Origin of the sequence: Leptotrichia wadei (assembly GCF_007990445.1) — a bacterium.
GTDB classification, from domain to species: Bacteria; Fusobacteriota; Fusobacteriia; order Fusobacteriales; family Leptotrichiaceae; genus Leptotrichia; species Leptotrichia wadei_A.
The window spans coordinates 348,375-374,953 of the sequence record NZ_AP019841.1; the positions used below are offsets into that span (position 1 = coordinate 348,375).

General features: G+C 28.6%; 22 protein-coding genes and 1 tRNA gene. 15 read left to right on the plus strand and 8 right to left on the minus strand.

Annotation, left to right across the window (positions count from 1 at the left end):
- Positions 1-94: 94 nt before the first annotated feature.
- Positions 95-970, minus strand: a complete 876-nt coding sequence (locus FVE74_RS01860; protein ID WP_147002943.1) for an alpha/beta hydrolase fold domain-containing protein — start codon at positions 968-970, stop codon at positions 95-97.
- Positions 971-1,316: 346 nt separating this feature from the next.
- Positions 1,317-1,898 carry a helix-hairpin-helix domain-containing protein gene (locus FVE74_RS01865; RefSeq protein ID WP_147002944.1) on the minus strand — a complete coding sequence of 194 codons (582 nt, stop codon included), beginning with the start codon at positions 1,896-1,898 and terminating at the stop codon, positions 1,317-1,319.
- Between the two features lie 294 nt (positions 1,899-2,192).
- Here FVE74_RS01865 and FVE74_RS01870 point away from each other — a divergent pair, with 294 nt between their 5' ends.
- The 6 genes from FVE74_RS01870 (at position 2,193) to FVE74_RS01895 (ending at position 7,963) form a co-directional block, all read left to right on the plus strand.
- Positions 2,193-4,049: a DUF4153 domain-containing protein gene (locus tag FVE74_RS01870; protein ID WP_147002945.1), complete on the plus strand. Its 1,857-nt coding sequence runs from the start codon at positions 2,193-2,195 to the stop codon at positions 4,047-4,049.
- Between the two features lie 146 nt (positions 4,050-4,195).
- Entirely contained in the window at positions 4,196-4,726 is a 531-nt protein-coding gene (locus FVE74_RS01875) for an NAD(P)H-dependent oxidoreductase (protein WP_147002946.1), read from the plus strand.
- A gap of 292 nt (positions 4,727-5,018) precedes the next feature.
- A complete protein-coding gene (gene deoC, locus FVE74_RS01880) occupies positions 5,019-5,759 on the plus strand; it encodes a deoxyribose-phosphate aldolase (protein ID WP_147002947.1) in 741 nt (246 codons plus the stop codon).
- A 57-nt stretch (positions 5,760-5,816) separates the two neighbouring features.
- Positions 5,817-6,197, plus strand: a complete 381-nt coding sequence (locus FVE74_RS01885; RefSeq protein WP_172617427.1) for a transaldolase family protein — start codon at positions 5,817-5,819, stop codon at positions 6,195-6,197.
- 147 nt (positions 6,198-6,344) lie between these two features.
- On the plus strand, positions 6,345-7,103 hold the full coding sequence (locus tag FVE74_RS01890; RefSeq protein WP_147002949.1) for a DeoR/GlpR family DNA-binding transcription regulator: 759 nt from the start codon (positions 6,345-6,347) through the stop codon (positions 7,101-7,103).
- 41 nt (positions 7,104-7,144) lie between these two features.
- On the plus strand, positions 7,145-7,963 hold the full coding sequence (locus FVE74_RS01895; protein WP_147002950.1) for a YdcF family protein: 819 nt from the start codon (positions 7,145-7,147) through the stop codon (positions 7,961-7,963).
- Positions 7,964-8,247: 284 nt separating this feature from the next.
- Here FVE74_RS01895 and FVE74_RS01900 read toward each other — a convergent pair whose 3' ends face one another.
- The 3 genes from FVE74_RS01900 to FVE74_RS01910 form a co-directional block, all read right to left on the minus strand.
- Positions 8,248-9,201 (minus strand): ATPase, encoded by a 954-nt coding sequence (locus FVE74_RS01900; protein WP_147002951.1) that lies wholly within the window; start codon positions 9,199-9,201, stop codon positions 8,248-8,250.
- A 45-nt stretch (positions 9,202-9,246) separates the two neighbouring features.
- Positions 9,247-10,278, minus strand: a complete 1,032-nt coding sequence (locus FVE74_RS01905; protein ID WP_147002952.1) for a rod shape-determining protein — start codon at positions 10,276-10,278, stop codon at positions 9,247-9,249.
- Between the two features lie 183 nt (positions 10,279-10,461).
- Positions 10,462-11,337: an alpha/beta fold hydrolase gene (locus tag FVE74_RS01910; RefSeq protein WP_147002953.1), complete on the minus strand. Its 876-nt coding sequence runs from the start codon at positions 11,335-11,337 to the stop codon at positions 10,462-10,464.
- A 767-nt stretch (positions 11,338-12,104) separates the two neighbouring features.
- On the opposite strand from FVE74_RS01910, the gene FVE74_RS01915 reads away from it, so the two are divergent.
- From FVE74_RS01915 to pflA, 3 genes are all read left to right on the plus strand, one after another.
- Entirely contained in the window at positions 12,105-13,523 is a 1,419-nt protein-coding gene (locus FVE74_RS01915) for a hypothetical protein (RefSeq protein ID WP_147002954.1), read from the plus strand.
- 232 nt (positions 13,524-13,755) lie between these two features.
- Positions 13,756-15,987: a formate C-acetyltransferase gene (pflB, locus tag FVE74_RS01920; protein ID WP_147002955.1), complete on the plus strand. Its 2,232-nt coding sequence runs from the start codon at positions 13,756-13,758 to the stop codon at positions 15,985-15,987.
- Positions 15,988-16,291: 304 nt separating this feature from the next.
- A complete protein-coding gene (gene pflA, locus FVE74_RS01925; protein WP_147002956.1) occupies positions 16,292-17,026 on the plus strand; it encodes a pyruvate formate-lyase-activating protein in 735 nt (244 codons plus the stop codon).
- A 50-nt stretch (positions 17,027-17,076) separates the two neighbouring features.
- On the opposite strand, the gene FVE74_RS01930 is transcribed toward pflA, so the two are convergent.
- The 3 genes from FVE74_RS01930 to FVE74_RS01940 form a co-directional block, all read right to left on the minus strand.
- Positions 17,077-17,394, minus strand: coding sequence for a thioredoxin family protein (locus tag FVE74_RS01930; RefSeq protein WP_147002957.1), 318 nt, complete (start codon positions 17,392-17,394; stop codon positions 17,077-17,079).
- A 15-nt stretch (positions 17,395-17,409) separates the two neighbouring features.
- On the minus strand, positions 17,410-17,982 hold the full coding sequence (locus tag FVE74_RS01935) for a 2'-5' RNA ligase family protein (protein ID WP_232053995.1): 573 nt from the start codon (positions 17,980-17,982) through the stop codon (positions 17,410-17,412).
- 303 nt (positions 17,983-18,285) lie between these two features.
- Complete coding sequence (locus tag FVE74_RS01940) at positions 18,286-18,993, minus strand: type 1 glutamine amidotransferase (protein ID WP_147002959.1); 708 nt, start codon at positions 18,991-18,993, stop codon at positions 18,286-18,288.
- Positions 18,994-19,239: 246 nt separating this feature from the next.
- Between FVE74_RS01940 and tuf the strand changes: the two genes are divergently transcribed.
- From tuf to miaB, 6 genes are all read left to right on the plus strand, one after another.
- Complete coding sequence (tuf, locus tag FVE74_RS01945) at positions 19,240-20,424, plus strand: elongation factor Tu (protein ID WP_147002960.1); 1,185 nt, start codon at positions 19,240-19,242, stop codon at positions 20,422-20,424.
- Positions 20,425-21,150: 726 nt separating this feature from the next.
- Positions 21,151-22,251 (plus strand): hypothetical protein, encoded by a 1,101-nt coding sequence (locus FVE74_RS01950; RefSeq protein WP_147002961.1) that lies wholly within the window; start codon positions 21,151-21,153, stop codon positions 22,249-22,251.
- Between the two features lie 471 nt (positions 22,252-22,722).
- Entirely contained in the window at positions 22,723-23,121 is a 399-nt protein-coding gene (tnpA, locus tag FVE74_RS01955) for an IS200/IS605 family transposase (RefSeq protein ID WP_147002962.1), read from the plus strand.
- Between the two features lie 4 nt (positions 23,122-23,125).
- Positions 23,126-24,223 carry an RNA-guided endonuclease TnpB family protein gene (locus tag FVE74_RS01960; protein WP_147002963.1) on the plus strand — a complete coding sequence of 366 codons (1,098 nt, stop codon included), beginning with the start codon at positions 23,126-23,128 and terminating at the stop codon, positions 24,221-24,223.
- Between the two features lie 234 nt (positions 24,224-24,457).
- Positions 24,458-24,543 (plus strand) — tRNA-Leu (locus FVE74_RS01965).
- 518 nt (positions 24,544-25,061) lie between these two features.
- A complete protein-coding gene (gene miaB / locus FVE74_RS01970; RefSeq protein ID WP_147002964.1) occupies positions 25,062-26,390 on the plus strand; it encodes a tRNA (N6-isopentenyl adenosine(37)-C2)-methylthiotransferase MiaB in 1,329 nt (442 codons plus the stop codon).
- Positions 26,391-26,579: the final 189 nt, after the last annotated feature.

Sequence of the window (26,579 nt, forward strand, 5' to 3'; positions counted from 1 at the left end):
AATATTAATTTGGCAGAATGTTTAATTAAGTAAAAAATTTTCTATTTTATCATAAAATCCTATAAATATAGAAAATTTGTATAAACAGCCTTGATTATTTCAGAAAAAATTTCCCAATCTCATCAATAGTTTCATCCGATTCTTTAAGAGGCGCTAAAATCCAGTCATGACACAAATTTTCCCCAATTTTTATTTCTACGCTTGTTCCAACTGCAATTTCCAGCATATCGCTTAATTTTAAGCAATCAGGATACAAAATTTCATTTGTTCCAAAAATGAGAAATATTTCCCCAAGATTATCCATATTTCCATAAATTGGCGAAATCAGCGGATCTTTCACATCCAGTTCCCCAGCAAACTGCTTTCCAGTTATAATCAGCCCATTTAAAGGCAAAAGTGGATCTTTTTCTGCAAACTCTTCTATTTCCTCATTTGTCATTGAAACATCAGCCCAAGGCGACATTAATACCGTTTTTTTTGGAAAAGGCAGCTGTTTTTCTTCCTTTAGCCTTTGCAAAAATGCAAGTGCCAGTCCCCCGCCAGAAGAATCTCCAAATAAATAAAACTCATCATTTTTATATTTTTTTGTTACTTTTCTATAAGCCTCCATTACAACTTTATGTGCCTTTTCCACAGTATTTTCAGGAGCAAGCGGATAGTCAATAAATGTAACTTTCAAATGATACTTTTTCACTAATTTTTCAATAATATTTTTATGCCCTCGAACAGCACGCATGACATAAGCCCCGCCATGCAAGAAAATAACATGTCTGTTACAACTTTCTTGACTAGAAACTGTTAAAATTTGATATTCATCAATAAACTGCTCATCAGTGGTAAGTGACTTGTCAAAATTGTTTTTATTCAAAAAATCTGTATCTCTTCTCGGATTTAAAAAATCCTTTTCCTTATATTTTTTCATATTTACCAACTTTGCAATTGGCACTGCAATATCTGATAATAAACTCATTTTTTTATTTTATTTTTAAAAAAATAATCAAACTCCTTTCTTTTTACTGCTTTTTTACAAAGGTTTTCATTCCCTTGATTATCATAAACTGTTATCATTTAATTTTTAGAAACATGCAATTTAAAATTTCTAATTATTTTATAGAATAATACGAGTAAAATTCTCTAAGTGGCAGATTTTATAAAAGATTTTTAATAAACAAAAGTTTTGATTTAAGAAGGAATTAAGCTATATTATCAAATAGATCTGTTCAATAACTTAATTTTTTTTCAGAATATTTATTTTATTAAATTCCAAATTGCGCATGATTTCAAAACAATTCTAATAAATAAAATGATATTATTTTTTATTCTATAAATTTTATTTTATCTTCAATTTCTGCATAACGTTCTTTCCCGATAATCTTTTCCAATTCTACATTTGATCTTATATTATTTTTCTCAATTTCAGGAATCAATTTTTTTATTTCCTTATTTGTAAATCCTATTTTTTTTAATTCCTTCTCATTTAATTTATTAATATTATATTTCGTTATTTCATGTCCATAATTCTGTTTAGAATTTTGTATCTTTTCATTGTCTACAAACAAAAATTTCTGAGCAATTTCCAGCCCTGACTTTCCAAATCCAGAAATATTCTTTACTTCATTAACATCTTTAATAACCCCAACTTCATCCCGATATTTCACAAATTTTTCAGCCTTATTCTTATTAATCCCCAGTTTTAGCAAATCTTTATACTCAATACTGTTAATATCAAATTTCACATTGCTTTTTGTCAAATCAGTATCTTTCTTAGCCTTATCCTTTTTATAATTTTTTTCCCTATTAATTTCAATTTCAGGAGTATTTTTATCCTCAATTAAAAGTCTTAAAAAATTCCCCGCAATTAACAGCATTACAAAAATGATGACATATTTTATTTTCATAATAATCCCCCTTTTGATTATATTATTTAATGATTTTTTCAAAATCTGCCACTTAAATAATGAAACTTGTATTTTATGATAAATTATATCACATTGATTTATTATTTGATAGATGAAAATAAAAATTTATTTTATTATTCTTAAAATTATTAAATCACTTTTATAAATTTTTTTATTAATAAGTTCCTTTAAGGTGAAAACTAAAAAATAAATCAAGTTTCTCATTTGTTTTTAAATAATATGTGGTATCATAAAATTAAGAGAATTAAAATATATGATAAGAGGTGATTATCTATGGGAAAATTTATGGAAAAAACTAAAAAGTTATTTGAATATTTCAAGGGAGGATTTGAAAGGTTTCGAGTAACGATTATTTTTGCTTTAATAAGTTTTATTTTGGTAGTTTTGATTACAGAAATTGAAGATTTAGATGTTAAACGATTTTCTGTTGCTATTTTGGAAGAAGTAAGGAACTGCTGTATACTTGGGATTTTTATGACTGCGATGTTTGAAGTTGTCAGGGAAGAGTATTTTGGGGAGAAGAAAAAATGGTCTTTTAGAAGCATTTATACAGTTTTGACTGTTGTCATTATTGCAATATTTTATTTTGTTTGTTTTATTGTGTATAATTATAAAATTGGATTTTGGATGCTGTTTCCAATTTCAATATTACTCTTTTTATTGATTCCAATTTTAAAAAAGGGAAATAAAGAAAAATATCTGCAATCTGTGTTTGTGAATTTTGTTGTATCGTGTATTTTTGCAACAGTGCTTTGGATTGGAATTGTGATAATTTTGACTACAGTTGCCGCATTATTTGGATTTGATATGTTTGGATGGTTTATTTTAAGATTTTATTTGTATTCGTGGGTATTTGTATTTGATGTTTTGGGGATTTCCTTATTTTTGTCATTGCTAAAAAAGCCAGACGATGATTTGGAAAGTTATGATTTTCCTTATATTTTAAAAATGCTTGTAAAATTTGTAATTGTTCCGCTAATTACTATTTATACAGGAATTTTGTATATTTATTTTATAAATGTAATTATATCTATGAAATTGCCAAAAGGCTTAATTTCCCACCTTGTGCTTTGGTATACGGCATTTAGCCTGTTTATCATTATTCTAATAACTCCACTTATTAAAAGTGATAAATTTCTAGGTAATTTTAAAAAATATTTTCCGTATTTTTCAATACCTTTGATATTTGCTTCATTACTTGCAATTTTTCAAAGAATTTATCAATATGGAATTACAGAAAACCGATATTATGTGCTGCTTTTAATATTCTGGCTATTTTTCTGCATGATTTCATTCATAAGAAACTCAAAAGTTGCAAAGATTCTAATAAGCCTGATTTTGTGCCTTGTAATTGCTGTTTATACTCCATTTAACGCTGAAAGAGTGAGTGTTTACAGTCAAAGCCAGAGATTAAAAAGAATGCTTGTAAAATATGGGGCTTTAAAAAATGGGAAAATTTCCAAAATTACCCAAAATTTGACTAATAGACAAGGAAATCAGATTTATACAGTAATTGACTATATTTATTCTAGGGGAAAATCATCGGTTAAAAGTCTTGGGTTGAAAAATTCCAGCGGAAAAGTTTATGAAATTTCAGATGATTTGGAAAGAGATTTGGGAATTAAGGATTCTTGGAGAAATTATTATGGTGAAGAAGATGGTGAAGATGGTGAAAGTTACGATAATAGAAAAGCAGTAAACTATGACTTAAAGACAGAAGAAAATGCTTCAGATATTTTAGATGCAAAAGGTTATGACAATGTTATCCATTATCAAAAAAAATGGGGAGAATCTACAGACCTGACATATAAATCTAGTGAATATAAAGTTGCCATTTTAAACAAAATAATTACAGTAAGTGACAAGAACGGGAAAGAGTTAGCTAAATTTAATTGTGAAGATCTAATAAAACAGGTGTTGGCAAAATTAAAGACTCTCAAACTTGAAAATTCAGTAGGTTCTGATGAAGAATATAAGGTTTTGCCAAAAGACTTTGAATATGTTGGAACAGCAGGGGATATAAATTATAAGATTTCATTGCAAAATATTTATGAAGAAATTACAGATGGAAAAATGACAGATATAAATTATGAATTTTATTTTATGTTTTCAGAAAAAAATAATTTTTAAAATTGCTATTTAAGATAGAGATCTGTTTGATAATCATACAAACCTGGAATTTAATAAAATAAATGTTATGAAGTAAGGAATTTTGACTTCTTGTGAAATAAAAAAATTAAAATGTAGAGCTCTAAAAAAGAGAGGATGATTAAATTATGAAAACTTTAGTTATTTTAGCACATCCAGATATGGAAAATTCGAGAATTAACAAAAGATGGAAGGAAGAACTGGAAAAATATCCTGACAAAATTACAGTAAATGAACTTTACAAAAATTACCCAAATTGGGATATTGATATTGAAAGAGAGCACGAATTATTATTATCCCATGATAACATAATTATTCAATTTCCGCTTTACTGGTACACATACACTCCTTTATTGAAAAAATGGCTTGATGATGTACTTTCATATAATTGGGCCTATGGAAATGAATATAACCTAAAAGGAAAAAATATAGGAGTTGCAATTTCTATTGGAGGATTTGAAAGTGACTATTCAAAAACTGGCTCTGTGAAATTTTCAATGGATGAAATTTTGATACATTTTAAAGCAACTGTTGAATATGTCAAGGCAAATCTAATTTCTCATTATTTTCTTTTTGATACTGATAATATAAGTGATGAGGAACTTTCAGAAAATGCTGGAAATTATATAAAATATATTTTCAATATAAACTGGGAATAGTTAATTTTATCAATTTGTGGAGCAAAAGAAAAGTTAAAAAAATTAGTAAATAACAAAAATTAAATTAATAAGTCGGGATGAATCTTTAAAGATTGTTCCGATTTTTTTGTAAAATGTACTAAAATTTACGTTTTTTATTCTTTTTATTGTTAATATTTACTATTTTTATAAAAATTCAAACAAAAACGAAAAAATATTGTTGACAAATGTTCGGTATTGTGTTATTATGTTTCTGGGAGGAAAGATAACACACATAATAAAACAAAATTGGAAAGTGTTATCGGAAAATATTATGAAAAAATTGACTAAAAAAGCAAATGAAATGAATTTAAAGGAATTAGCGGCATATATTGATTATTCAGTTTTAAAGCCTGAATTTACAGAAAAAGAAATTGTTGAATTGACAAAAGATGGGGTGAAATTGGAGTGTGCTACGATTTGTATTAATCCAGCGTATATTGAATTATGCGAGCCATATGTAAAAGGAAGCAATACAATGTTGTGTCCTGTAACGGATTTTCCATTTGGAACAAGTTCTACTGAATCACGAGTTAAGCAAATTGAGGCAGTTGCGAAATATTATACGGTTAAGGAAATCGACATAGTTGCAAATTTTGGGCTAATAAGAAGTGGAAAATATGAGGAAGTTATGAAAGATATAAAAGCATGTGTTAAAGCGGCACACAAGTTTGACAAGGAAATAAAAATTATTTTTGAAACGGATGCCTTAAATGAGGAGCAAATTAGAAAAACTTGCAAATGCTGTATTGAAGCGGGAGCTGATTTTGTAAAGACGAGTACAGGTTTTTTGACTGGATACGAAAATAAAGGGGCGATTCCTAAAGTTATAAAAATAATGCAAGAAGAAGTTGGAAATAAATGTAAAGTAAAAGGAAGTGGTGCAATACGGACAAGAGAGCATTTCCTTGAATTGATAGATATGGGAATAGATAGAATGGGGATTGGTTATAAATCTGTTCCAGTTGTTTTGAATTTGAAGGGTGAAAATGATAATAGTACAGGCGAATATTAATATTATTTGATAAAAAACAAACATATAAATACAAATATAAAAATGGAGGATAAAATTATGAAATTCTTTGTAAATCAATTAATCGGAAAAAATATAAAAACTAATGATACTTGGGAAAAAATGGTAAAAAAAGGACGAAAATTAGCAAACATTAATTCAGACAAAATAGTTGAAATACCAATGTCTATTCAAGGCTTAAAGGCATGTAAAATACTTTCGGGGGAAGGAATAAAAGTAAATATAACATCAATCTCTTATTCAGCACAGGCATTACTTGCAGCACGAGCAGGAGCAAATTACATTTCTCCAGTTATTGAAAATATAAAAGGAGTTGATACAGTGAAAGAAATTTCAGAAATGTTTAAAAGAGAAAAAATAAAAACTAAAATATTATTTGAAAAGAATGAAATGCCATTGTATACTGCTAATTATGCGTAATAAAAAAATATCCTTTTATTTAATTTTTTGTTTGATTTTTGAAAAAAATTATGTTATATTAAAAAAATAAGATAAAAAATATAATTTAAACATTAATTTTCATAAAATTAAATACAAAAAAGAAAAATTAGGAGTGTGAAAAATTAAATGCTTGCAAGCGAAAGATTTGAAAAAATTGTACAAATAGTAAATGAAAAGGGTATTGCAAATACAAAAGAGCTGGCTCAGATTTTGAATGTTACGGAAACTACTATTCGTAGGGATACAGAATTTCTGGAAAAACAGGGGAAAATTATTAGAGTCCACGGCGGTGCAAAAAGCATAAATCAAAAAACGGTTATGTCCAATCAGGATGAAAAGGATATGAAAGATCGCACAGAAAATTATGAAAAAAAAGATGAAGTGTGCAAAAAAGTGGCATCATTTATAAAAAATGGCGACTGTATTTTTCTTGACGGCGGAACTACAGTAGTTCCCATAGTAAAATATCTGAAGGGAAAAAACGTAAAAATCGTAACAAACAGTATGCTTGTTGTCAAAGCCTTTAATGACAGCGATTCTGAATTGTTTGTGATAGGTGGAAAATATATAGAGGAGTATGATATGTCTGTTGGATCAATTGCCTTAAATAATTTGTCAAATTTCAATTTTGATTATGCGATTTTAGGCTGTGCAGGACTGGATATTGAAAGACAGGTTGTTTATACAACTGAGATGGAAACAATGCTTATAAAGGAAAAAGCAATGGGGCTGGCTGTAAAAAAATATTTGCTGCTAGACGACTCAAAATTGTCAATACGAGGTTTTTACACATTTGTCAACACGTCCGACTTTGACGCAATAATATGTAATAATTCTGAAAATGTAAACGAAGAAGAATTACCAAATAACTTTATAATAGTTTAATTAATTTGGTTTAAAAGTAGAAAAGAAAGGGCAAAATTGTAATGGATAAGAAAATTAGTAAATATGAAATTGCAAATTGTATTAATGTGTTAGGGAATTTTTGTGGAAAGAGAGATATTGATGAATTAACAACTTTTGAACTGATGAAAAAATATGGAGTTGAAAAAGCGGATGTGATGGTGCTTTTTGGCGGTTCTATTTTGGCTGGTGGGGATGTTTTGGCAAATGCTATGAAAAATGATGTTGCTAAAAAATATGTTATTGTTGGAGGAAGAGGACATACGACAGTTTCATTAGAAGAACAGTTTTATAAATTATATCCAGATTCTGATAAAAAGTCCATTTTATTAGAAATTTCTGAAGCTGAAATTTTTAGAAATTATTTAAAATACAAGTATAATTTACAGCCTGATTTGCTCGAAATTCATTCCACAAACTGTGGAAACAACATTACAAACTTACTAAAATTACTAAAAGAAAAAAATATAACTTTTAAAAACATAATAATTTCCCAAGATGCAACAATGCAGCTACGAATGGAAGTAACTTTAAAAAAATACCTTTCAGAAAATATAAAAATCATTAATTTTGCAACCTATTCAGCTAAAGTCAGTGTTAAAGATAAAAAATTATGTTTTGAAAACGACATATTTGGAATGTGGGATATTGATAGATATATAACTTTGTTAATGGGTGAAATTCCAAGGCTTACAAATGATGAAGATGGATATGGTCCTAAAGGAGCTGGCTATATAGCTCACATTGATATTCCAGAAGATGTTAAAAATGCCTTTTTGATATTAAAGCAAATTCATGGCGATAAAGTTAGAAAAGCCGATCCTTTGCATGCTTCTAAATAAATAATAAAAAAGAGCGTTCTTTTCTAATAATTGAATGCTCTTATTTTTTTATTTTAAATTTATCTTTTTAAAAATTCTTTTAACTGATTTTCACTATTTAAATATTAGATCTGTTTGCTAACCTAATTTTTTTATTTAACAAGGGATTAAGACCCCTTGCTTCAGAATGTTTATTTTATTAAATTTTAAATAAATACAGTTTTCGAACAAGTCTATTATAAAAAATGGGAGATATTCTAACAATACAGTTTATTTCCCATTTTATCTTTCATTAGTATTTTTTTTTAAAAATTTTGCAAAATATCAAAAAAATTAAAAAGTACACTTTTTATATTTACATTATTCCTAATGCTATTTTTTAAATTTATCAGATTTTTCAAATCTTCCGTTTCCACAGAATTTTTTGCATTTATAATAATTTTAGAAAGAAAACCTATCAAAAATTCCTTTTCTTTCTTTAGTTCATTTTCAATTTCATTTATAAAAAAATAAACATTTTCAAGCTCCCAAAAACGTATCCGCCGTGCTATCAGTTCAATGCTTTTATTATATTTTATTGTCAAATCCAAACTATTTTTAACAGCAAATTCCCCGCTCACATAATTTTTCATTTCCGTAACAATTTGCAAAATATCTTCAACTGTGTTAATTTGGAATTTAATGTCATCAAGCGAAAGATTTTGCCTTTTAAATTCCAGAATATCATTTTCATTTCCATCAAAGAAATAGTAAATTTCCTTGCTAACTCCCAGTTCCTCGTTATTCATTCCAGAGAGATGGAATTTAATTGTACGGGATTTTATTGTAGGAATTATATTTAATGTTCGTGATAAAAGTATAAAATATACGTTTTTTGGAGGTTCTTCCAAAATTTTTAAAAGCGCATTTGAAGATTCTTTTCTCAAATTTTCAATTCCGCACAGAATAAATATTTTTTTTGGTGAATTAAATGAGGATTCTATTGAAGAATAGATGATTTCCCGCACTTCATCAATTTTTATGTTTTCATTGTTTTTATTTATTATTTCAATGTCAGGATGCTGAGAAATGTCGATAAGCCGTTCTATTTTTTCTTTTTCAGCATCATTTTGGATATTTTTTGTCATAATCATTTTTGAAAACATTAGTGCATAAGAAAGCAAGTCAACTCTCTTATCGCCGTAAAAGAGATAACTTGCGCTCACTTTATCCTGATTTGCCTCATTTTTAAATTTTTCAGTTATTTTCTGTAATTCCATTTTTTCTCATTTTCTTTTTTTCTTTTTTAAAATTAACAACAAATATTAATTTTCTTTCATTTGAAGAGTTCTTAACAGTTTCTTGTTGTCAAATGCGGCTCCTCCACCTAAAACTACTGAATCCAATGGATTTGGAGACAAGAATACTTTGATTCCAACTTCTTTTTCCATCATGTCAATAAAGTTTCTGATTAGAGAACCTCCACCAGTCATTACAATTCCGTTATCCAAAATATCTGCTGCCAATTCAGGCGGACATTTTTCAAGAACTTCTTTTGTAGAGTTTACAATTTGGAATAGAGAATCTTCGATTGCTTCGTAAATTTCATTTGCATTGACTTCCACAGTATTAGGAATTCCAGTTTCCAAATCTCTACCTTTTATTTCCATAACTTCAGGCGATTGAACTTTTAATGCTGAACCTAATTCTTTTTTTATTTTTTCAGCAGTTCTATCTCCAATTAATAAATTATATTTTCTTTTTACATATCTTACAATATCTTCATCAAATCTGTTTCCAGCAATTCTAATTGATTTACTTGCAATAATTTCATCTAGCGAAAGAATTGCAATATCAGTAGAACCTCCACCTATATCAATTACCATGCTTCCTTCAGGTTGTGAAATATCCACTCCTGAACCAATAATAGCGGCTCTTCCTTCTTCAATAATGTATGTCTTTTTAGCGCCCTTTACTGCATCAAACAATGCTTTTCTTTCAACACTTGTTACTTCAATCGGCACACAAATCATTACTTCAGGCTTGAACAGCGAATTTCCATAAATTTTGTGAATAAAGTATGTAATCATTTCCTTTGTTGAGTCAATATCTGCGATAACTCCATCTTGCAAAGGTTTAATAGCTTGAATACTGTCAGGAGTCTTCCCAAGCATTTCTCTAGCTTCTTTTCCAACTGCAATTAATCTTCCTGTTTTTCTATCACGTGCAACAACAGATGGCTCGTTTAATACTATTTTTTTTCTTTGCTTATCGTAAATCAATATATTTGCAGTTCCTAAATCTATCGAAATACTTTTATTTACTCTAAATATTTTTACAAAATCAAATACACCCATTTTTCCTCCTATTAAAATTAACTTTCTTAATTATATCATATTTTTCAATAAAAATTTATTATTTTTTGAAATTTTTTGAAATTTTTACTATAAATATTTATTTTTTTACATTTTTACTATATTTTTTACCTAATTTGGCTTTATTTTTTAGTTTTGCAAAAAAAATAAATAATATTTAATAAATCAGAAATTTACATTCAGCCATTTCAATATTTCATCATAAATCTCGTATTTGTTTATTTCATTTAGGGATTCATGCCGCCCATCCCTGTTTTCAAGAACATTAATTCTTCTTTTTTTCTTTCTCAAATTACTGAAAATCTTATTTATATGATAAGTGTCAATCGCCTTGTCATCAGTTCCGTAAACAGCCAATATTTTTGCAGAATCATCTAATTTTTTATAATTTCTGTTAATAAATCCCATTGTGGAAAAAATTCCAGAAAAAAACTTTGGTGTGACAGGATAACCGCAAAGTTCACTTTCTTCGTATTTTTTACTTTCATTTTCATCTCGAGTCAGCCAGTCAAATTTAGTTTTATTCGGCTCAAAAGCCACATTCCATTTCCTGAAAATTTTATTAAATGCAGAAAATTTCCTGAAAATAACTCTTTCCAGAATAGTTGCAAAACTTCCCCCTGCAGCTTCCATCTGTTTTTTCAATGGAAAACCCGACAAAATAAAATATTTGTAACTATTTTCAATTCCCCATCGCATTCCAATCAAAGACCCCATGCTATGTCCAAAAATCGTAGTATTATCAGGATTTGATCCAATTTTGTCCAAAAAGATGCCAATATCTTTAAAAACAGCCTTTATTCCATTTTTTCCAAAATCTCCAATCTCTTCATCCTTCAGTTCTCCATGCCCACGAATTTCCATAACAAACACATTATACCCGTTAGAAGCCAAAAACTCCCCAAATTCAGCATATCTTCCAACAGGCTCAGTCATTCCATGAAAGATTACAATATTATTTTTATATTTTTCTCTTTTTGACTTAAAAAATAAATAAGGTATTTTTTTATTATCAAAACTTTCAAAATATTGTTTTTCCATTATTTCCCTTTCTAATAAAATGTTAGATTTACTTGTTAATGAGATTTATTTAAAACTAAACTGACCTAGAAATAGGCAAATCAAACTTAAAATCAGATATTCATAATCTTAAAATCTTAGAGTTTAATTTTAAACTTATTTTGTATGTATACACATCTATTATAATACAATATTATTTTTTTTGCAATTACAAATTTTTTATTTCACAGTCAAGATTTTTTAAATAATATATTTATAAATTATAAATTTGAAAGTGAAGAAAATATGTTTTGTTTATGAAAATTAGCAAAAGCAAAAATATTTATGACTTTTCGAGTTTGATTTTAAGTTTCACTGTCAAAAAATAAAATTTTAAAATAACAAATTGTTGATGTTTTTTTTATTTAATAATTTATATATTAGTAAAAAATCCTTGAAAATAAAGGGTTCTTAATAAAATAAATATTTTTTTTAATTCGTTTTCTTATGATATTTTAGATTCTTTTAGAAAAAAAAGACAAAAAAATTATAAATTTTGAAAATGCTTATAATGATATTTTCTATAAAAAATAGTAATTAAATAGCATAATTTTATAAATATTTTTATTCACTTTAATTTTAAATTAATTTTAATAAATAGGTTGAAACCAAGTATTTAAGGGAGAATTTGTTAAAATAAGAAAGTAAAAAATGTCATCTAAAAAAATAAACTCATAATTGTTATTATGAAAATATTAGTAATTATTGATATTACAAGGTTAATAAGAATTATGAGGAGTAAATAATTAATGGGGCTTGATTTTAATGAAAGTGACATATTAAAAGATATTTTAAATTTTAAAATTGTTAATAGAAAAAAATTAGAAGAAAAATATGGATTTAAAATAATAGATCGTATGATTAAACATATAAATGAATTTTTATGTAAAAATGATAATGGGATAATACATAAAAGTAAAAATTATTTATATTATTTTGGAAAATATTATGAAAGCCTATTTAAGATAAATGACAGGGATATAAATATGAGAATGTCATTCAGGCGGGAACTTATCACACTTATCTTGCTGCTTGGGAAGGAAAAGCTGAATATTTACAAATTCAATAAACAAATCAGGAGAAATGAACAAAATACTAAAAATATTCAAAACGATCTAAAGCAGATATTAAAAACTTATAATATAAAGCATTTAGAATACATAAGAACAGCAAATATAGAAAAATTATTTAAAAACAAGAATTATGACCTTAAAGAGTTAAGGGAGAACTATTTGAGGGAAATACTGATGAGAAGAATGGAAAAGATTTATATTGGAAAAAGTACATATCAAGAAAACTTCTATTTTAAAATATTGCAGGAAATTTTGGAAATAAAAAATATTAAATATATAAAAAGACTTCTTTTTTTGTATATTGACCAGTTTACAGATATAATTTCAATGTACGAAAAATATTCAATATTAACATATTTTATTTTAAATATGAAAAGTACAGATATAAAATTCAAATATAGGCTGAAGAAAACTGATGAAAATAAAGAGTTTTTTATAATGATGGATAAAATTTCTAAAAGGGAAAAATTGAAAATAGATTGTAAATTTATGACTTTGTTTTATAAAAAACTGCATAGAAAAAAAAGAAAACCTGAAAAAATATTAAGTGAAATTAATAAAGCCATAATGATTGAGAAAAATCAAGAAACATTTGGAATAAAAAAGGTAGAAACTAGAAAGGGCAAGGAAGAAGGAGTAGAAGTTTACAGTATTGCTGAAACATCTGTAAATTTTGAAAATAAGGATTTATTAAATAAAAAACTTTTGAAAAAATATATTCATTTGGATGAAACCGTTAAAATAAGGACATTAGTTTTAGTTGATGTGGAAGAGAATCAGATTTTAAAGTCATTTAATAAAGTAATGAAATTTTTTAATTTTTTAGAGGTGGTTAAGGTGGAACATTTAAATAATTTTAAGAAAGTTATCACAAGAAATAATACTGGTTACGAACAAGTGCTTATAATTTCCAATTCAAAATTTTTAAATACGATAAGAAATTTTTCAGATATTCCAATTTTTAATTTTGTACTGGGAAAAGAAAAGGGAACTTTACAAAGCAGAACAAATATTTTGAAACAGATGATATATTTACGTAGAATGATGTTTCAGTATTTGGAATTTAAAAAAGATAGAAAGATAATCCATAAATAAATTTTGTTATGGAATGGTCATTTATGTGCTTAAACTCTATAAGTTATTTTTTTCACTATTTACGGCATTTGGACGGCTTTTTTTATAAAAAAATTTTTTTAAAAATTTTAAAAATATATTTGCTTTTATGAAATTTTTAGGGTATAATAACTGTAGAGTTAAGTTCAATATTATAATGATTACAAATAAACTATAACAAATATTAAAGATTGAAAGGATGTGTTGTTAAATAATGGACGCATGGAGAGGATTTAAAGAAGGAAATTGGAAAGACAATATTGATGTTACAGAATTTATCAGATTAAATTATACAGAATATTTAGGTGATGACAGCTTTTTGGAAGGACCGACTGAAGCAACTACTAAATTGTGGAAAGAGCTTTCTGAAAAATTTAAAGTAGAAAGAGAAAAAGGTATTTATGACGCTGAAACTAAAATACCTTCTCAAATAGATGCTTATGGAGCTGGATATATTGATAAAGATTTGGAAAAAATTGTAGGACTTCAAACTGATGCTCCACTAAAAAGAGCAATCTTCCCAAATGGTGGATTAAGAATGGTAAAAAACAGCTTGGAAGCTTTTGGTTATAAATTAGATCCAGAAACTGAAGAAATTTTTACTAAATACAGAAAAACTCACAATGACGGAGTTTTCTCAGCTTATACTGAACAAATAAGAAAAGCAAGACATACAGGAATTATTACAGGACTTCCAGATGCTTATGGTCGTGGAAGAATTATCGGAGATTACAGAAGAGTTGCTCTTTACGGAGTTGACAGATTGATAGCTGACAGAGAAGAACAATACAAAAATTTGGATCCAGCTGAAATGACTGAAGATGTAATTAGACTTAGAGAAGAAGTTTTTGAACAAGTTAAAGCATTAAAAGCATTAAAGAGAATGGCAGCAGCTTACGGATTTGATATTTCAGGACCAGCTACTAATGGTAGAGAAGCAGTACAATGGCTATATTTTGCATACTTGGCAGCAACTAAAGATCAAAATGGAGCTGCAATGAGTATTGGTAGAACTTCTACATTCCTAGATATTTTCTTGGAAAGAGATTTGCAGGAAGGAACTTTGACTGAAAAAGAAGCTCAAGAAATAATGGATCACTTCGTTATGAAATTAAGAATAATTAGATTCTTAAGAACACCTGAATATGATGCATTGTTCTCAGGAGATCCAGTTTGGGTAACTGAATCAATTGGAGGAATGGGATTAGACGGAAGATCAATGGTTACAAAAAATTCATTCAGAATATTACATACATTGTACAACATGGGAACTTCGCCTGAACCAAACTTAACAGTTTTATGGAGTGAAAAATTACCTGAAAACTGGAAAAAATTCTGTGCTAAAGTGTCAATTGATACTTCATCAGTACAATATGAAAATGACGACATTATGAGACCACAATTTGGGAATGACTATGGAATCGCATGTTGCGTATCTCCAATGACAATTGGACATCAAATGCAATTCTTTGGAGCAAGAGTAAACTTGCCAAAAGCATTGTTATATGCAATTAACGGTGGTAAAGATGAAAAATCTAAGATTCAAGTTACACCAGTTGGACAATTTGAACCAATCAAAGGTGAATACTTGGAATTTGATGAAGTTTGGGAAAAATTAGACAAAGTATTAGACTGGTTAGCTTCAACTTATGTTAAAGCACTAAATATCATTCACTACATGCACGATAAATATTCTTATGAAGCATTGGAAATGTCATTACACGACATCAACATCAGAAGAACAGAAGCATTTGGAATTGCTGGACTTTCAATTATTGCGGATTCACTTGCAGCTATTAAATATGGTAAAGTAAAAGTTGTAAGAGATGAAGAAGGAGATGCAGTTGACTACATCAATGAAAAAGATTATGTTCCATTCGGAAATAATGATGATGCAACTGACCAATTTGCAGTAGATATTACAAGAAGATTTATGAATAAATTGAGAACTCACAAGATGTATAGAGATGCAATCCCTACACAATCAGTATTAACTATTACTTCAAACGTTGTATATGGTAAGAAAACAGGAAATACACCTGATGGAAGAAGAGCTGGAGCACCATTTGGTCCAGGAGCAAACCCTATGCACGGAAGAGATACAAGAGGAGCTGTTGCTTCACTTGCTTCAGTAGCTAAAATCCCATTTGAAGATGCAAACGATGGAATTTCTTATACATTCGCAATTACACCAGAAACATTAGGTAAAAATGCAGATGAAAAACAAACTAACCTAGTTGGATTAATGGATGGATACTTCAACCAAACAGGACACCACTTAAATGTAAATGTATTCGGAAGAGATTTACTAGAAGATGCAATGGAACATCCTGAAAATTATCCACAATTAACAATCAGAGTTTCTGGATATGCAGTAAACTTCGTTAAATTGACTAGAGAACAACAATTAGATGTAATTAACAGAACAATTTCAAACAAAATGTAATTTTTGAAAGTTTAAAAATTTAAAATTTAAATTTAGCTGTTAAACAAATTCAATAAATTGTTAAAATATGAAAAATGTCGCATAGTTTCATAAAAATATGAGTTATGCGGCATTATTTTCTATTATTTGAATATATATCCTATTAAAAAAATAGAAAATATGTTTTATTTATTTTCTGGCAAGAGGTTAAGACCCCTTGTTAAATAGAATTTATAATAAATTCATTACTCTAGCGGGAAATAATAGTATAAATTTTATATTGAATTTATATTAAAAAAGTAAGAGAGAAAGAGAGAAAATTAATATGGAAGTAAAAGGATACATACATTCATTTGAATCTTTTGGGACAAAAGATGGACCAGGAATTAGATTTGTGCTGTTTTTACAGGGATGTCCTCTTAGATGTTTATATTGTCATAATGTAGATACTTGGGAAATTAAGGATAAAAAAATGGTAATGACAGCACAGGAAGTTATGAAGGAAATTTTAAAAGTGAAGGGATTTATAAAAACTGGCGGAGTTACTGTGTCTGGTGGAGAACCTTTGATGCAGCCTGAATTTCTGATGGAATTGTTTAAACTTTGCCGTGAAAATAAGATTCATACGGCACTTGATACATCTGGATATATTTTTAATGAAAAGGCGAAAAAAGTGTTGGAGCTTGTGGATATGGTGCTTCTCGATATTAAGCACATAAATCCTGAAAAATATAAAATATTGACTTCGGTTGAACTTGACAATACGTTAAAATTTGCAAAATATTTAGATGAAATCAATAAACCTGTTTGGTTAAGATATGTGTTAGTTCCAGGATATTCTGATGATGAAAAAGATTTACACGACTGGGCTAAGTTTACTTCACAGTTGAAAAATGTGGAAAGAGTAGACATTTTGCCATTTCACCAAATGGGGCAGTATAAATGGGAAAAGGTTGGAAAAGAATATAAATTAAAAGATACACCGACACCAACGAGAGAATTAGTTGAAAAAACTGAAGAAATTTTTAAGTCTTATGGGTTAAAATTGCTAGGCAAATAAAATTAAGGGAATTGGTTCTAGTTTTATTAGAATCAGTTCCCTTTTGGTATTTATTTATTTTCACTTATTTGTTCAATTCTATAATTTAATTCGTCAAAATCAATAATTTTAGCTTGTCTGTGTATCTCTCTGCCTTCATAAAATAGAATAACTACTGGGACTGAAAATAGACTTAATTGCCCAACAGCTTCAGGAATTTCAGGGGCTTCAATATGATAGGATGGAAAATTTTTTTCATTTGCAATTTTTTCAACTTTTGGCATATCAGCATGACAGATACTGCAGTTATTCATTGAAACATATAATAAGAAATACTTTTCCTCTTTTATTTTATTCAGTATTTCCTCATAGTTTCCAAGTCTTTTCATACAATTTCTCCTTTTCTATTTTTTAAATTTTACTGAATAAATTATATTTTTAGCTTGTCCCAAATCATCTACTTGAGCAATTCCAATACCAATGACTTTAGATTTAAAAGGATTGAAGTCGTATTTTGAAGTAAATGCGTCTATTTTAGCTGAATCTTCTGGAGTAAGTAAAGTTATGTGCGGATCAAAACTTGTAAATACGTTTGGAGAGCCGTACAAATTGAAAGATTTTACTTTTTCAGGAATAGATTTTGCCCAGTCGGGAACTTGTGCGTCCTTTGCACGATACTTGTTCAAGCTGACTGTTATTTCATCTGCAAGCTGCTGTATAGCTTCATTGTTTTGAGCATCAAGCATAAACCAGTTTCCGCCAGTTTTTCTTAATCTGTAAAATTCTATATCAAAAGGCTTTGTCTGATTTGCGATTTTATTGACAGTATTCTTTATTGTTTTTAATGCTTCAGGTTTGTATTCTGTAAGATAAAGTGTCAGATGGACTGCATATCCTTTTGAATAAAGGCTTTCAATTCCTGCCTCTTTAAGTCCCTTTGAGATATTTTCCACATTTCTGGTTGCATTATTATCCATAATTACAAAAACGTTGTAATTTACGAGAATGTCCAAAATTTTGTGTAAACTAACAGATGAATCCAGTAAATTCAGTACTTTGCTGTTCTATTTACACAAAAATTTTTACACTCTCTAATTTACATTGGAAAAAGTGTTCAGGCAAAACATTAAAAAAATTAAAAAAATATCTTTTTCATAATAAAACCTCCTAAATTTTTTGTTCTTAGATTACTTTTGCTACAATTATACCTTGAAATATTTTAAAAACAAGGTTTAAAAAGTATTCCACATTTAATTTAGCTGTTTTTCCACACATTTACTTTATTTATTTGTAAAATTATCCAAAAATTCATAAAGAAGATTATTCATCTCATTATAATCGTTATTACGGATTGTTTGAGGTGATTGGACAAATGATAAAGTTTGGCTTTTCTTTTCAAGATCTTTATCTGAATCAATTAATAATTCTGCCACTTTTTTTGTAAATTCAGGATGGCATTGAAAGCCGTAGTGCTTTTCGCTATATTTTATAATTTGTCGTGGACATCCTTTACTTTTTGCTAAAACTTTTGCTGTATCAGGAAGTCCTGGCATATCGCTGTGCCAATGTCCTGTTATCGCTTGTTTTCCAAAATGCTTAATATTTTTATCTTCTAGTCCATCTTCAGTTAATTCAATCGGAAAATTTCCAATTTCGCAAGAAGGACTTTTTTCTGTAGTTCCACCGTAGGCTTCTCCTAGAAGCTGAGCTCCAAGACATGCTCCAACTATGTATTTATCAGCTTTTATAGCTTTCTTAATCAAATCAATTTCAGCCTTTGGGTCAAAATAAGGAAACTCGCTATTATCTCCAATTGGACTTTGAGGACCTCCCATTACTATTAAAAAATCAAGTGAATCCACATTCTCAGGTAATTTTTCATCTTGATAGACTTTTGTCATTGTGACATCGTGTCCAGAAAGCGCTGCCCAGGCAAGATAAGCTCCTGGAACTTCAAATGTTTCGTGTAATATAAAGTGTATTTTCATTGTTGTACTCCCTTAGGTTCTAGATTTTTAGTAAAATCACTTTAAAACTAACTTTTTTGAATTTTACTAATAGTTAAGTTTAATATTAAAGAGATTAGGTATATTATATAATTTTTATAAAAAAAATTCAAGAAAAGGAACTATTTTTTCATAGTTGCAATTATTTTTTAAATATGCTATAATTAAAATGATAAAAATACATTAATTAAAAAACAAAAAATAAAATAAAATGGAGGAAAAATTAAAATGGCAAAAGCTAAATTCGAGAGAAGTAAACCACACGTAAACATAGGAACAATCGGTCACGTTGACCACGGTAAAACAACAACAACAGCAGCAATTTCAAAAGTATTAGCTGAAAAAGGGTTAGCTGAAAAAGTTGATTTTGAAAACATTGACCAAGCTCCTGAAGAAAGAGAAAGAGGAATTACAATTAACACAGCTCACATTGAGTATGAAACAGAAAAAAGACACTACGCTCACGTAGACTGTCCAGGACATGCTGACTATGTAAAAAATATGATTACAGGAGCAGCTCAAATGGATGGAGCTATCTTAGTAGTATCAGCAGCAGATGGTCCAATGCCTCAAACAAGAGAACACATCTTGCTAGCAAGACAAGTAGGAGTACCTTACATCGTAGTATACTTGAATAAAGTAGATATGGTAGACGACGAAGAATTATTAGAATTAGTAGAAATGGAAGTAAGAGAATTATTAAACGAATACGGATTCCCAGGAGATGACGTACCAGTAATCAAAGGATCTTCATTAGGAGCATTAAATGGAGAACAAAAATGGATAGATGCAATTGTAGAATTGATGGATGCAGTAGATGAATATATTCCAACACCAGAAAGACCAATTGACCAACCATTCCTTATGCCAATTGAAGATGTATTCACGATTACAGGAAGAGGAACAGTAGTAACAGGAAGAGTAGAAAGAGGAGTAGTAAAAGTTGGAGAAGAAGTAGAAATCGTAGGAATTAAACCAACTTCAAAAACAACAGTAACAGGAGTAGAAATGTTCAGAAAATTATTAGATTCAGGACAAGCTGGAGATAATATAGGAGCATTATTAAGAGGAACTAAGAAAGAAGAAGTGGAAAGAGGACAAGTGTTGGCAAAACCAGGAACAATCACTCCACATACAGGATTTAAATCAGAAGTATATGTATTGACAAAAGATGAAGGAGGAAGACATACTCCATTCTTTACAGGATACAAACCACAATTCTATTTCAGAACAACTGATATTACAGGAGAAGTAAACTTGCCAGAAGGTGTAGAAATGGTAATGCCTGGAGATAACATAGAAATGACAGTAGAATTGATTCACCCAATTGCAATGGAAGAAGGATTAAGATTTGCGATTAGAGAAGGTGGAAGAACAGTAGCTTCAGGAGTAGTTGCAACTATTACTAAATAGTTTTCTGTAAAACTTTTTTAACAATATCTAGCAAGAAGTCTCTCTCTTCTACAAGAGGGAGATGAATTGCAGAACATAACTTGAAATAATAATTATTATATGGTATAATACTCGCATATCAGGGCAGGGACTGCCCGAAGAGCTTGGTAAATATATTTGGCTAACAGAAGCAGATACTTCCCAAGAAGCTCCCACTTCTAAAAGCGGGAGCAGTTCATAGGTTGAAATAAGTATTTTATATTGTTTGATGAAATTTTTAATAAAATAAGATATTTATAATCAAAGTATAATAAATGATAGCACTTAATTAAATTATTAAAAATTTTTTTGGATTTATTTATAGTGCTATTGTCTTTTTTAGTATTATAAAGTATACTAAATTATGAGATTTATAGAGATATTGCAGTTTATATTTTTATAAATTTTAATATTAAAGATTCGTATATCTTAAATGTAAAGTATATTTTTGAAAACAGTATTTTTTATAATAAATATTTAAAATTATATTTGTTATCAAGTCTCTTTTCTTCATTTTCAATGGAAGATATAACATTTTTGTTAATTTAGAAGTATGGTTATTATGATATAAATATTTAGTTTTATCTTGAATTTATTAATTAAAATACTTTTTTTTAAAAAAACTTTACAAATTCATATTATTATGATAAAATTAACTGTGAATTGTTAAGATATATTTGTTAAATTATTTTTAGGAGGAAAAAAACAATGAAAAAATTATTAGGAGTATTAGCATTAGTTTTAAGCGTATCTAGTTTAGCAATGGCTGATCAAGATACAGTAAAAGAAATTCATTTCTCTAGCGAACTTAGACAAAGTTATACAGACAAAAAAACAAATACAGGAAATGGATTAGGAATCGCAGGATTCAAAGGACAAAACAAAGAAAAAACTAGATGGAGAAATGTTCTTGGTGGAGATTTGAATTTAGTAGATGAAGGAAATTTAGGATTAAGATTTGAATTCCAAAATGATCAAGATAGAGTAAAAAATGATTTTGATTACCAAAACAAAAAATTAGTAACAAATGGAGTTTATGACAAATCTCAAACTTGGGAAAATGACATTGCATTATACAAAGATGTTAAATTAGGTTCTTGGACTGCTAAATGGGATTTAGGATGGAAATACAAATCTACTAATGGAAATGGTAGATATGCAGGACACAGAGGAACATCAAATGAAATTTATGTAGGACCAGAATTTGGAATTGATTTCTTCGGTCATCACTTTGATGGAAAAGCTCAATTTGTATACTTCGATCAATCAGGAGAAAAAGACGGAGATAACGCATGGTCAGGAAGCGACTTTATAAATGGTAAAACAAGCGGTGTTGGAGGTAACTTTGACTTAGCAACTAATGGTAAAGTTTTCGATAATAGAGCAGGAAATTTAAACTATTATGTTACATTGAATAACCACTTAAGAGATGCAAAAGGTAAATTAGTTGAAACTGGAAAAGATGCTAAATCTACTGTATATTTAGACTATGTAACTGGAGCAACTTATAAAACACCTGAATTAGCAGGATTCTACGGATTAATTAATACAGAAAATGAATGGGAAAAACAAACTGCTAGACACGGATTTAAAAACAATTTCTCAGTATGGACTGGATTAGGATATAAAACAGGAATTGATTTATCAGTAGGAACATTAACATTAAACCCTGAAGTTAAATACAGAGTTGTTAATAAAGAAACTGTTAAAGGTGTATACGATGACGGACGTTACTCAAGTACTGATAAATACACAAGAGAATACAACGAATTAAGAGCAGGATTAAACGTTGGTTTAGAAGTTAAATAGTTTATTTAAATAGATTCATATATAAAAGGGATGGAAAAATTATTCCGTCTCTTTTTATATATTAGACTTGTTCGGAAACTATGTTTATTTAGAATTTAATAAAATAAATATTCTGAAGCAAGGTGTATTGATTCCTTGTTAAATAAAAAAATTAAGTTGTCGAACAGATCTATTAAAAAAAATAGTTTGTATAATTGAACTTATCTAAAATTGAACCGATGAAAATTATATAAATCTAGGATTTGAGTAAAATAGTTATAGTTTTTGAATTTGATCTTAGATAAGTTTTGCTATGCTATTTACATTTAAAAAATAAAAATTATATTTTAGCCATTTTAACAAAAGATAGCAAGAAGTCTCCGGCTTCTATAAGCGGGAGATGAATCGCTTTTTTTTGTAAAAAAAATTGAAAAAAGGATATATTTATGATATAATTTATTCAGTAAAATAATATAAAAGTAGGTAATAATAATGTCATATAATAGTAATTATCATTCAGTATTTGATATAAATTATCATATGATTTTTTGTATAAAATGTCGAAGAGAAGTCATTAATGATGAAATTTCTAATAGATTGAAAGAGATTTTTGAAAAAATATGTCCGAAGTATAACATTGTTCTTAAAGAATGGGAACATGATGTTGATCATATTCATATGTTGATTAATGCTATGCCTAATACTGAACTTTCTAAGTTTGTAAATACTTACAAAAGTGCTTCCAGCAGGTTGATAAAAAAAGACTTTCCTGAAATAAGGGGAAGATTGTGGAAAGAATATTTTTGGAGTAGAAGTTACTTAGTTGTAAGTGTCGGAGGTGCACCGTTAGAGATAATTAAAAAATATATTCAAAATCAAAAGGAGGTGTAATTTTATGAAATATAATTTAGCATTCAAATACAGAATTTATCCAAATAAGGAGCAGGAATTATTGATAAATAAGACTTTTGGATGTGTTCGTTTTGTTTACAATACGATTTTATATGCTGCAAATAAATTTTATGAAGAAACTGGAAAAAATAAAATAATTACACCTGCCAGTTTGAAGAGTGAAAATCAATTTTTGAAAGAAGTGGACAGTCTTGCACTTTCAAATGCTCAATTAAATGTAAAACGATCATTTACGAATTTCTTTCAAAAGAGAGCAAAATTTCCAAGATTCAAATCTAAAAAGAATAATGTTAAAAGTTACACGACAAATTGTGTGAATAATTCGATACGAATTGAGGAAAACAAATATTTGATTTTGCCGAAATTGAAAAAAGTAAAATTGAAATATCATAGAGAAATACCAAAGGATTATAGAATAAAGTCGGTAACATTGACAAACAGTAATGGAAATTACTATGTTTCTGTTTTGACGGAATTTGAAAAAGAAATTCAAAAAATACCAAGTAGCGATAAAGTAATTGGACTTGATTTTTCAATGTCTGAATTATTTGTCAGTTCTGAAAACCAAAGAGCTGATTATCCAAGATATTTTAGGATGTTGGAGAAAAAATTGAAAAAATTACAAAAATCATTATCAAGAAAAGTTAAATTTTCTAAAAATTGGTATAAGCAAAAAGCGAAAATATCAAAATTGCATGAGTATATTAAAAATTGTCGAAGAGATTTTTTGCATAAATTATCGAAAAAATTGTCTGAAGAATACAATGCTGTGGTTGTTGAGAATTTGAATATGAAAGGGATGAGTCAGGCATTAAATTTTGGGAAAAGTGTAGGAGACAATGGATGGGTAATGTTTTTGAGGATGCTTAAGTATAAACTGATGTTTTTAGGAAAGCAATTTTTGAAGATAGATAAGTGGTTTCCATCGTCGAAAACTTGTAATAAATGTGGAAACGTTAAAGAAAAATTGAAATTATCAGAAAGAAGTTATAAATGTGAGTGCTGTGGAATTGAGATTGATAGAGATTACAATGCGGCACTGAATATAAAAAACATTGGAAAAGAAATGTTGAAATATTAGGAAATAAAAAAACAAGGCAGGGACTGTCCGAAGAGCTTGGTAAATATATTTGGCTAACAAAATCAGATACTTCCCAAGAAGTTCCCGCTTCTAAAAGCGGGAGTAGTTCACGTGATTTTAGCATTAAATAAAATCAAAAAGATTTCAAATTTAGTAAAAATATCAAAAAAAGTTTTAAAATAAGTTGACAAAATTGAAAAAATATATTATAATAATTGAGTAATTTGAAAATTAGCCCGAGTGGTGAAATTGGTAGACGCAACGGACTCAAAATCCGTCGATTTTATATCGTGCCGGTTCGACTCCGGCCTCGGGCACCAATAATATAATTAAATTTTTTCATAATGAATTGCACTCTACACTTTTAGAGTGTTTTTTATTTATTATTATATAAAAAAAGAGAATATTAAATAGTGAATTATTAGAAAATGTGTCGAAATTTTATTTCTAATGCTATTTCTCGATAAAATAATAAATTTGTTATATCTACTATGCAAGGGATCAAGACCTCTTGTCAGGAAATAAATAAAATATAATTTCTATTTTTTAAATGGGATTTAGTATAAATTAAATTTTAAAAGCATTTTTACTAAAATAATTTGTAAACTTCTTTATTATTTGGGATATTAAGGGAAACTAATAATAAAAATTTCTTGAAATTCTAAAATAAAAATGATACCATTATGACAAGAGAAAATAGTCTTGAAAATGTAGATTTTGGCTTGGATAGTTATTGGAAAGCTGTTTGAGCGGAAAGATATATCATATTTGCGGCAATTCAAAAGCTATTCAGAAAAATCATAAAAACTAGAAAAGAACTGAAATTTGGAGGGAAAAAGTGGAAAAAAGAGCGACAATAATAACTTATGGTTGTCAGATGAACGTAAATGAAAGTGCAAAAATGAAACAGATGTTGCAGACAATGGGATACAGTATGACTGAAGATATTGAAAATACGGATTTGGTGTTTTTGAATACTTGTACGGTTAGAGAAGGCGCTGCTGTTAAGGTGTATGGAAAACTTGGAGATTTGAAGAGAATTAAGGAAGAAAAAGATGGGAAAATGATTATTGGAGTTACGGGGTGTTTAGCTCAAGAAGTGAGAGATGAGTTTATTAAAAAGACGCCTTATGTTGACTTGGTGCTTGGAAATCAGAATATTGGGAGAATTCCTGATCTTCTGGAAAGAATTGAATCTGGGGAAGAAACGCATATTGTTATGGTGGAGGATGAAGATGAATTACCGACTAGAGTAGATGCGGACTTTGGAGATGATATTGTAGCTTCCATTTCGATAACTTATGGATGCAATAATTACTGTACTTTCTGTATTGTGCCTTATGTGCGTGGAATGGAGCGTTCTGTGCCACTTAATGAAGTTGTGAGGGATGTTGAGCAGTATACTAAAAAAGGATATAAGGAAATATTGTTTTTGGGGCAAAATGTAAATTCATACGGAAGTGATTTTGCAAACGGGCAAGATAATTTTGCTGAACTTTTGGAGCAAAGTGCAAATGTGGAAGGAGATTTCTGGATAAAATATGTGTCACCACATCCAAAGGACTTTAGCGATGAAGTAATCGATACGATTGCAAGAAATCCTAAAATAGCTAGAATGTTACATCTGCCATTACAATCAGGATCTACAAAAATTTTGAATGCAATGAATAGAGGATATACAAAGGAGGAATTTATTGCGCTTGCTAGGAAAATTAAGGAAAAAGTGCCTGATATTGGGCTTACAACTGATATTATTGTAGGATTTCCAGGAGAAACAGATGAAGACTTTCAAGATACGATGGATGTTGTAAATGAAGTTGGATTTGAAAATGCATTTATGTTTATGTATTCCAAGAGAAGCGGGACTCCTGCAGCTACAATGGAAGGGCAGGTCGATGAGCATACTAAAAATGAAAGATTGCAGCAGCTTATGAGACTGCAAAATATGAAGGCAAAGGAAGAAAGTCAAAAATATTTAGGGAAAATTGTAAAAGTTTTAGTTGAAGGACCTAGTAAAAAGAATCCTGAAATGTTGACTGGAAGAAGTTCTACGCATAAAATAGTTTTATTTAAAAGCGATAGAAAGGATTTGAAGGGAAAATTTGTAAATACAAGAATTTATGATGCTAAAACATGGACATTATATGGAGAGCTGGTGGAGGAATAGATGATAAAAAAAGAAAAGGAAATTGAGGCTGAAAAGTTACTGGAAGAACAGGCAGAAACGGTAAAACCTAGAAGAGGACGGCCAAGAAAAGCTGAGGTAGATAAATCATTGGCAAATACAGAATTAGCTGAAGAAAAAAAGCAAAAACATGATGAAGAAGATTCAAGTAAAAAAACTGCCTTTGAAAAT

Bases quoted from the DNA above. Each gene is read 5' to 3' on its own strand.
- FVE74_RS01940 (WP_147002959.1), bottom strand. From the start codon at position 18,993: ATGAAAATACACTTTATATTACACGAAACATTTGAAGTTCCAGGAGCT.
- pflB (WP_147002955.1), top strand. From the start codon at position 13,756: ATGGACGCATGGAGAGGATTTAAAGAAGGAAATTGGAAAGACAATATT.
- tuf (WP_147002960.1), top strand. From the start codon at position 19,240: ATGGCAAAAGCTAAATTCGAGAGAAGTAAACCACACGTAAACATAGGA.
- FVE74_RS01865 (WP_147002944.1), bottom strand. From the start codon at position 1,898: ATGAAAATAAAATATGTCATCATTTTTGTAATGCTGTTAATTGCGGGG.
- FVE74_RS01870 (WP_147002945.1), top strand. From the start codon at position 2,193: ATGGGAAAATTTATGGAAAAAACTAAAAAGTTATTTGAATATTTCAAG.
- FVE74_RS01910 (WP_147002953.1), bottom strand. From the start codon at position 11,337: ATGGAAAAACAATATTTTGAAAGTTTTGATAATAAAAAAATACCTTAT.
- deoC (WP_147002947.1), top strand. From the start codon at position 5,019: ATGAAAAAATTGACTAAAAAAGCAAATGAAATGAATTTAAAGGAATTA.
- FVE74_RS01935 (WP_232053995.1), bottom strand. From the start codon at position 17,982: ATGGATAATAATGCAACCAGAAATGTGGAAAATATCTCAAAGGGACTT.
- FVE74_RS01950 (WP_147002961.1), top strand. From the start codon at position 21,151: ATGAAAAAATTATTAGGAGTATTAGCATTAGTTTTAAGCGTATCTAGT.
- FVE74_RS01895 (WP_147002950.1), top strand. From the start codon at position 7,145: ATGGATAAGAAAATTAGTAAATATGAAATTGCAAATTGTATTAATGTG.
- tnpA (WP_147002962.1), top strand. From the start codon at position 22,723: ATGTCATATAATAGTAATTATCATTCAGTATTTGATATAAATTATCAT.
- FVE74_RS01905 (WP_147002952.1), bottom strand. From the start codon at position 10,278: ATGGGTGTATTTGATTTTGTAAAAATATTTAGAGTAAATAAAAGTATT.
- FVE74_RS01885 (WP_172617427.1), top strand. From the start codon at position 5,817: ATGAAATTCTTTGTAAATCAATTAATCGGAAAAAATATAAAAACTAAT.
- FVE74_RS01960 (WP_147002963.1), top strand. From the start codon at position 23,126: ATGAAATATAATTTAGCATTCAAATACAGAATTTATCCAAATAAGGAG.
- FVE74_RS01915 (WP_147002954.1), top strand. From the start codon at position 12,105: ATGGGGCTTGATTTTAATGAAAGTGACATATTAAAAGATATTTTAAAT.
- FVE74_RS01900 (WP_147002951.1), bottom strand. From the start codon at position 9,201: ATGGAATTACAGAAAATAACTGAAAAATTTAAAAATGAGGCAAATCAG.
- FVE74_RS01890 (WP_147002949.1), top strand. From the start codon at position 6,345: ATGCTTGCAAGCGAAAGATTTGAAAAAATTGTACAAATAGTAAATGAA.
- FVE74_RS01875 (WP_147002946.1), top strand. From the start codon at position 4,196: ATGAAAACTTTAGTTATTTTAGCACATCCAGATATGGAAAATTCGAGA.
- FVE74_RS01930 (WP_147002957.1), bottom strand. From the start codon at position 17,394: ATGAAAAGACTTGGAAACTATGAGGAAATACTGAATAAAATAAAAGAG.
- FVE74_RS01860 (WP_147002943.1), bottom strand. From the start codon at position 970: ATGAGTTTATTATCAGATATTGCAGTGCCAATTGCAAAGTTGGTAAAT.
- pflA (WP_147002956.1), top strand. From the start codon at position 16,292: ATGGAAGTAAAAGGATACATACATTCATTTGAATCTTTTGGGACAAAA.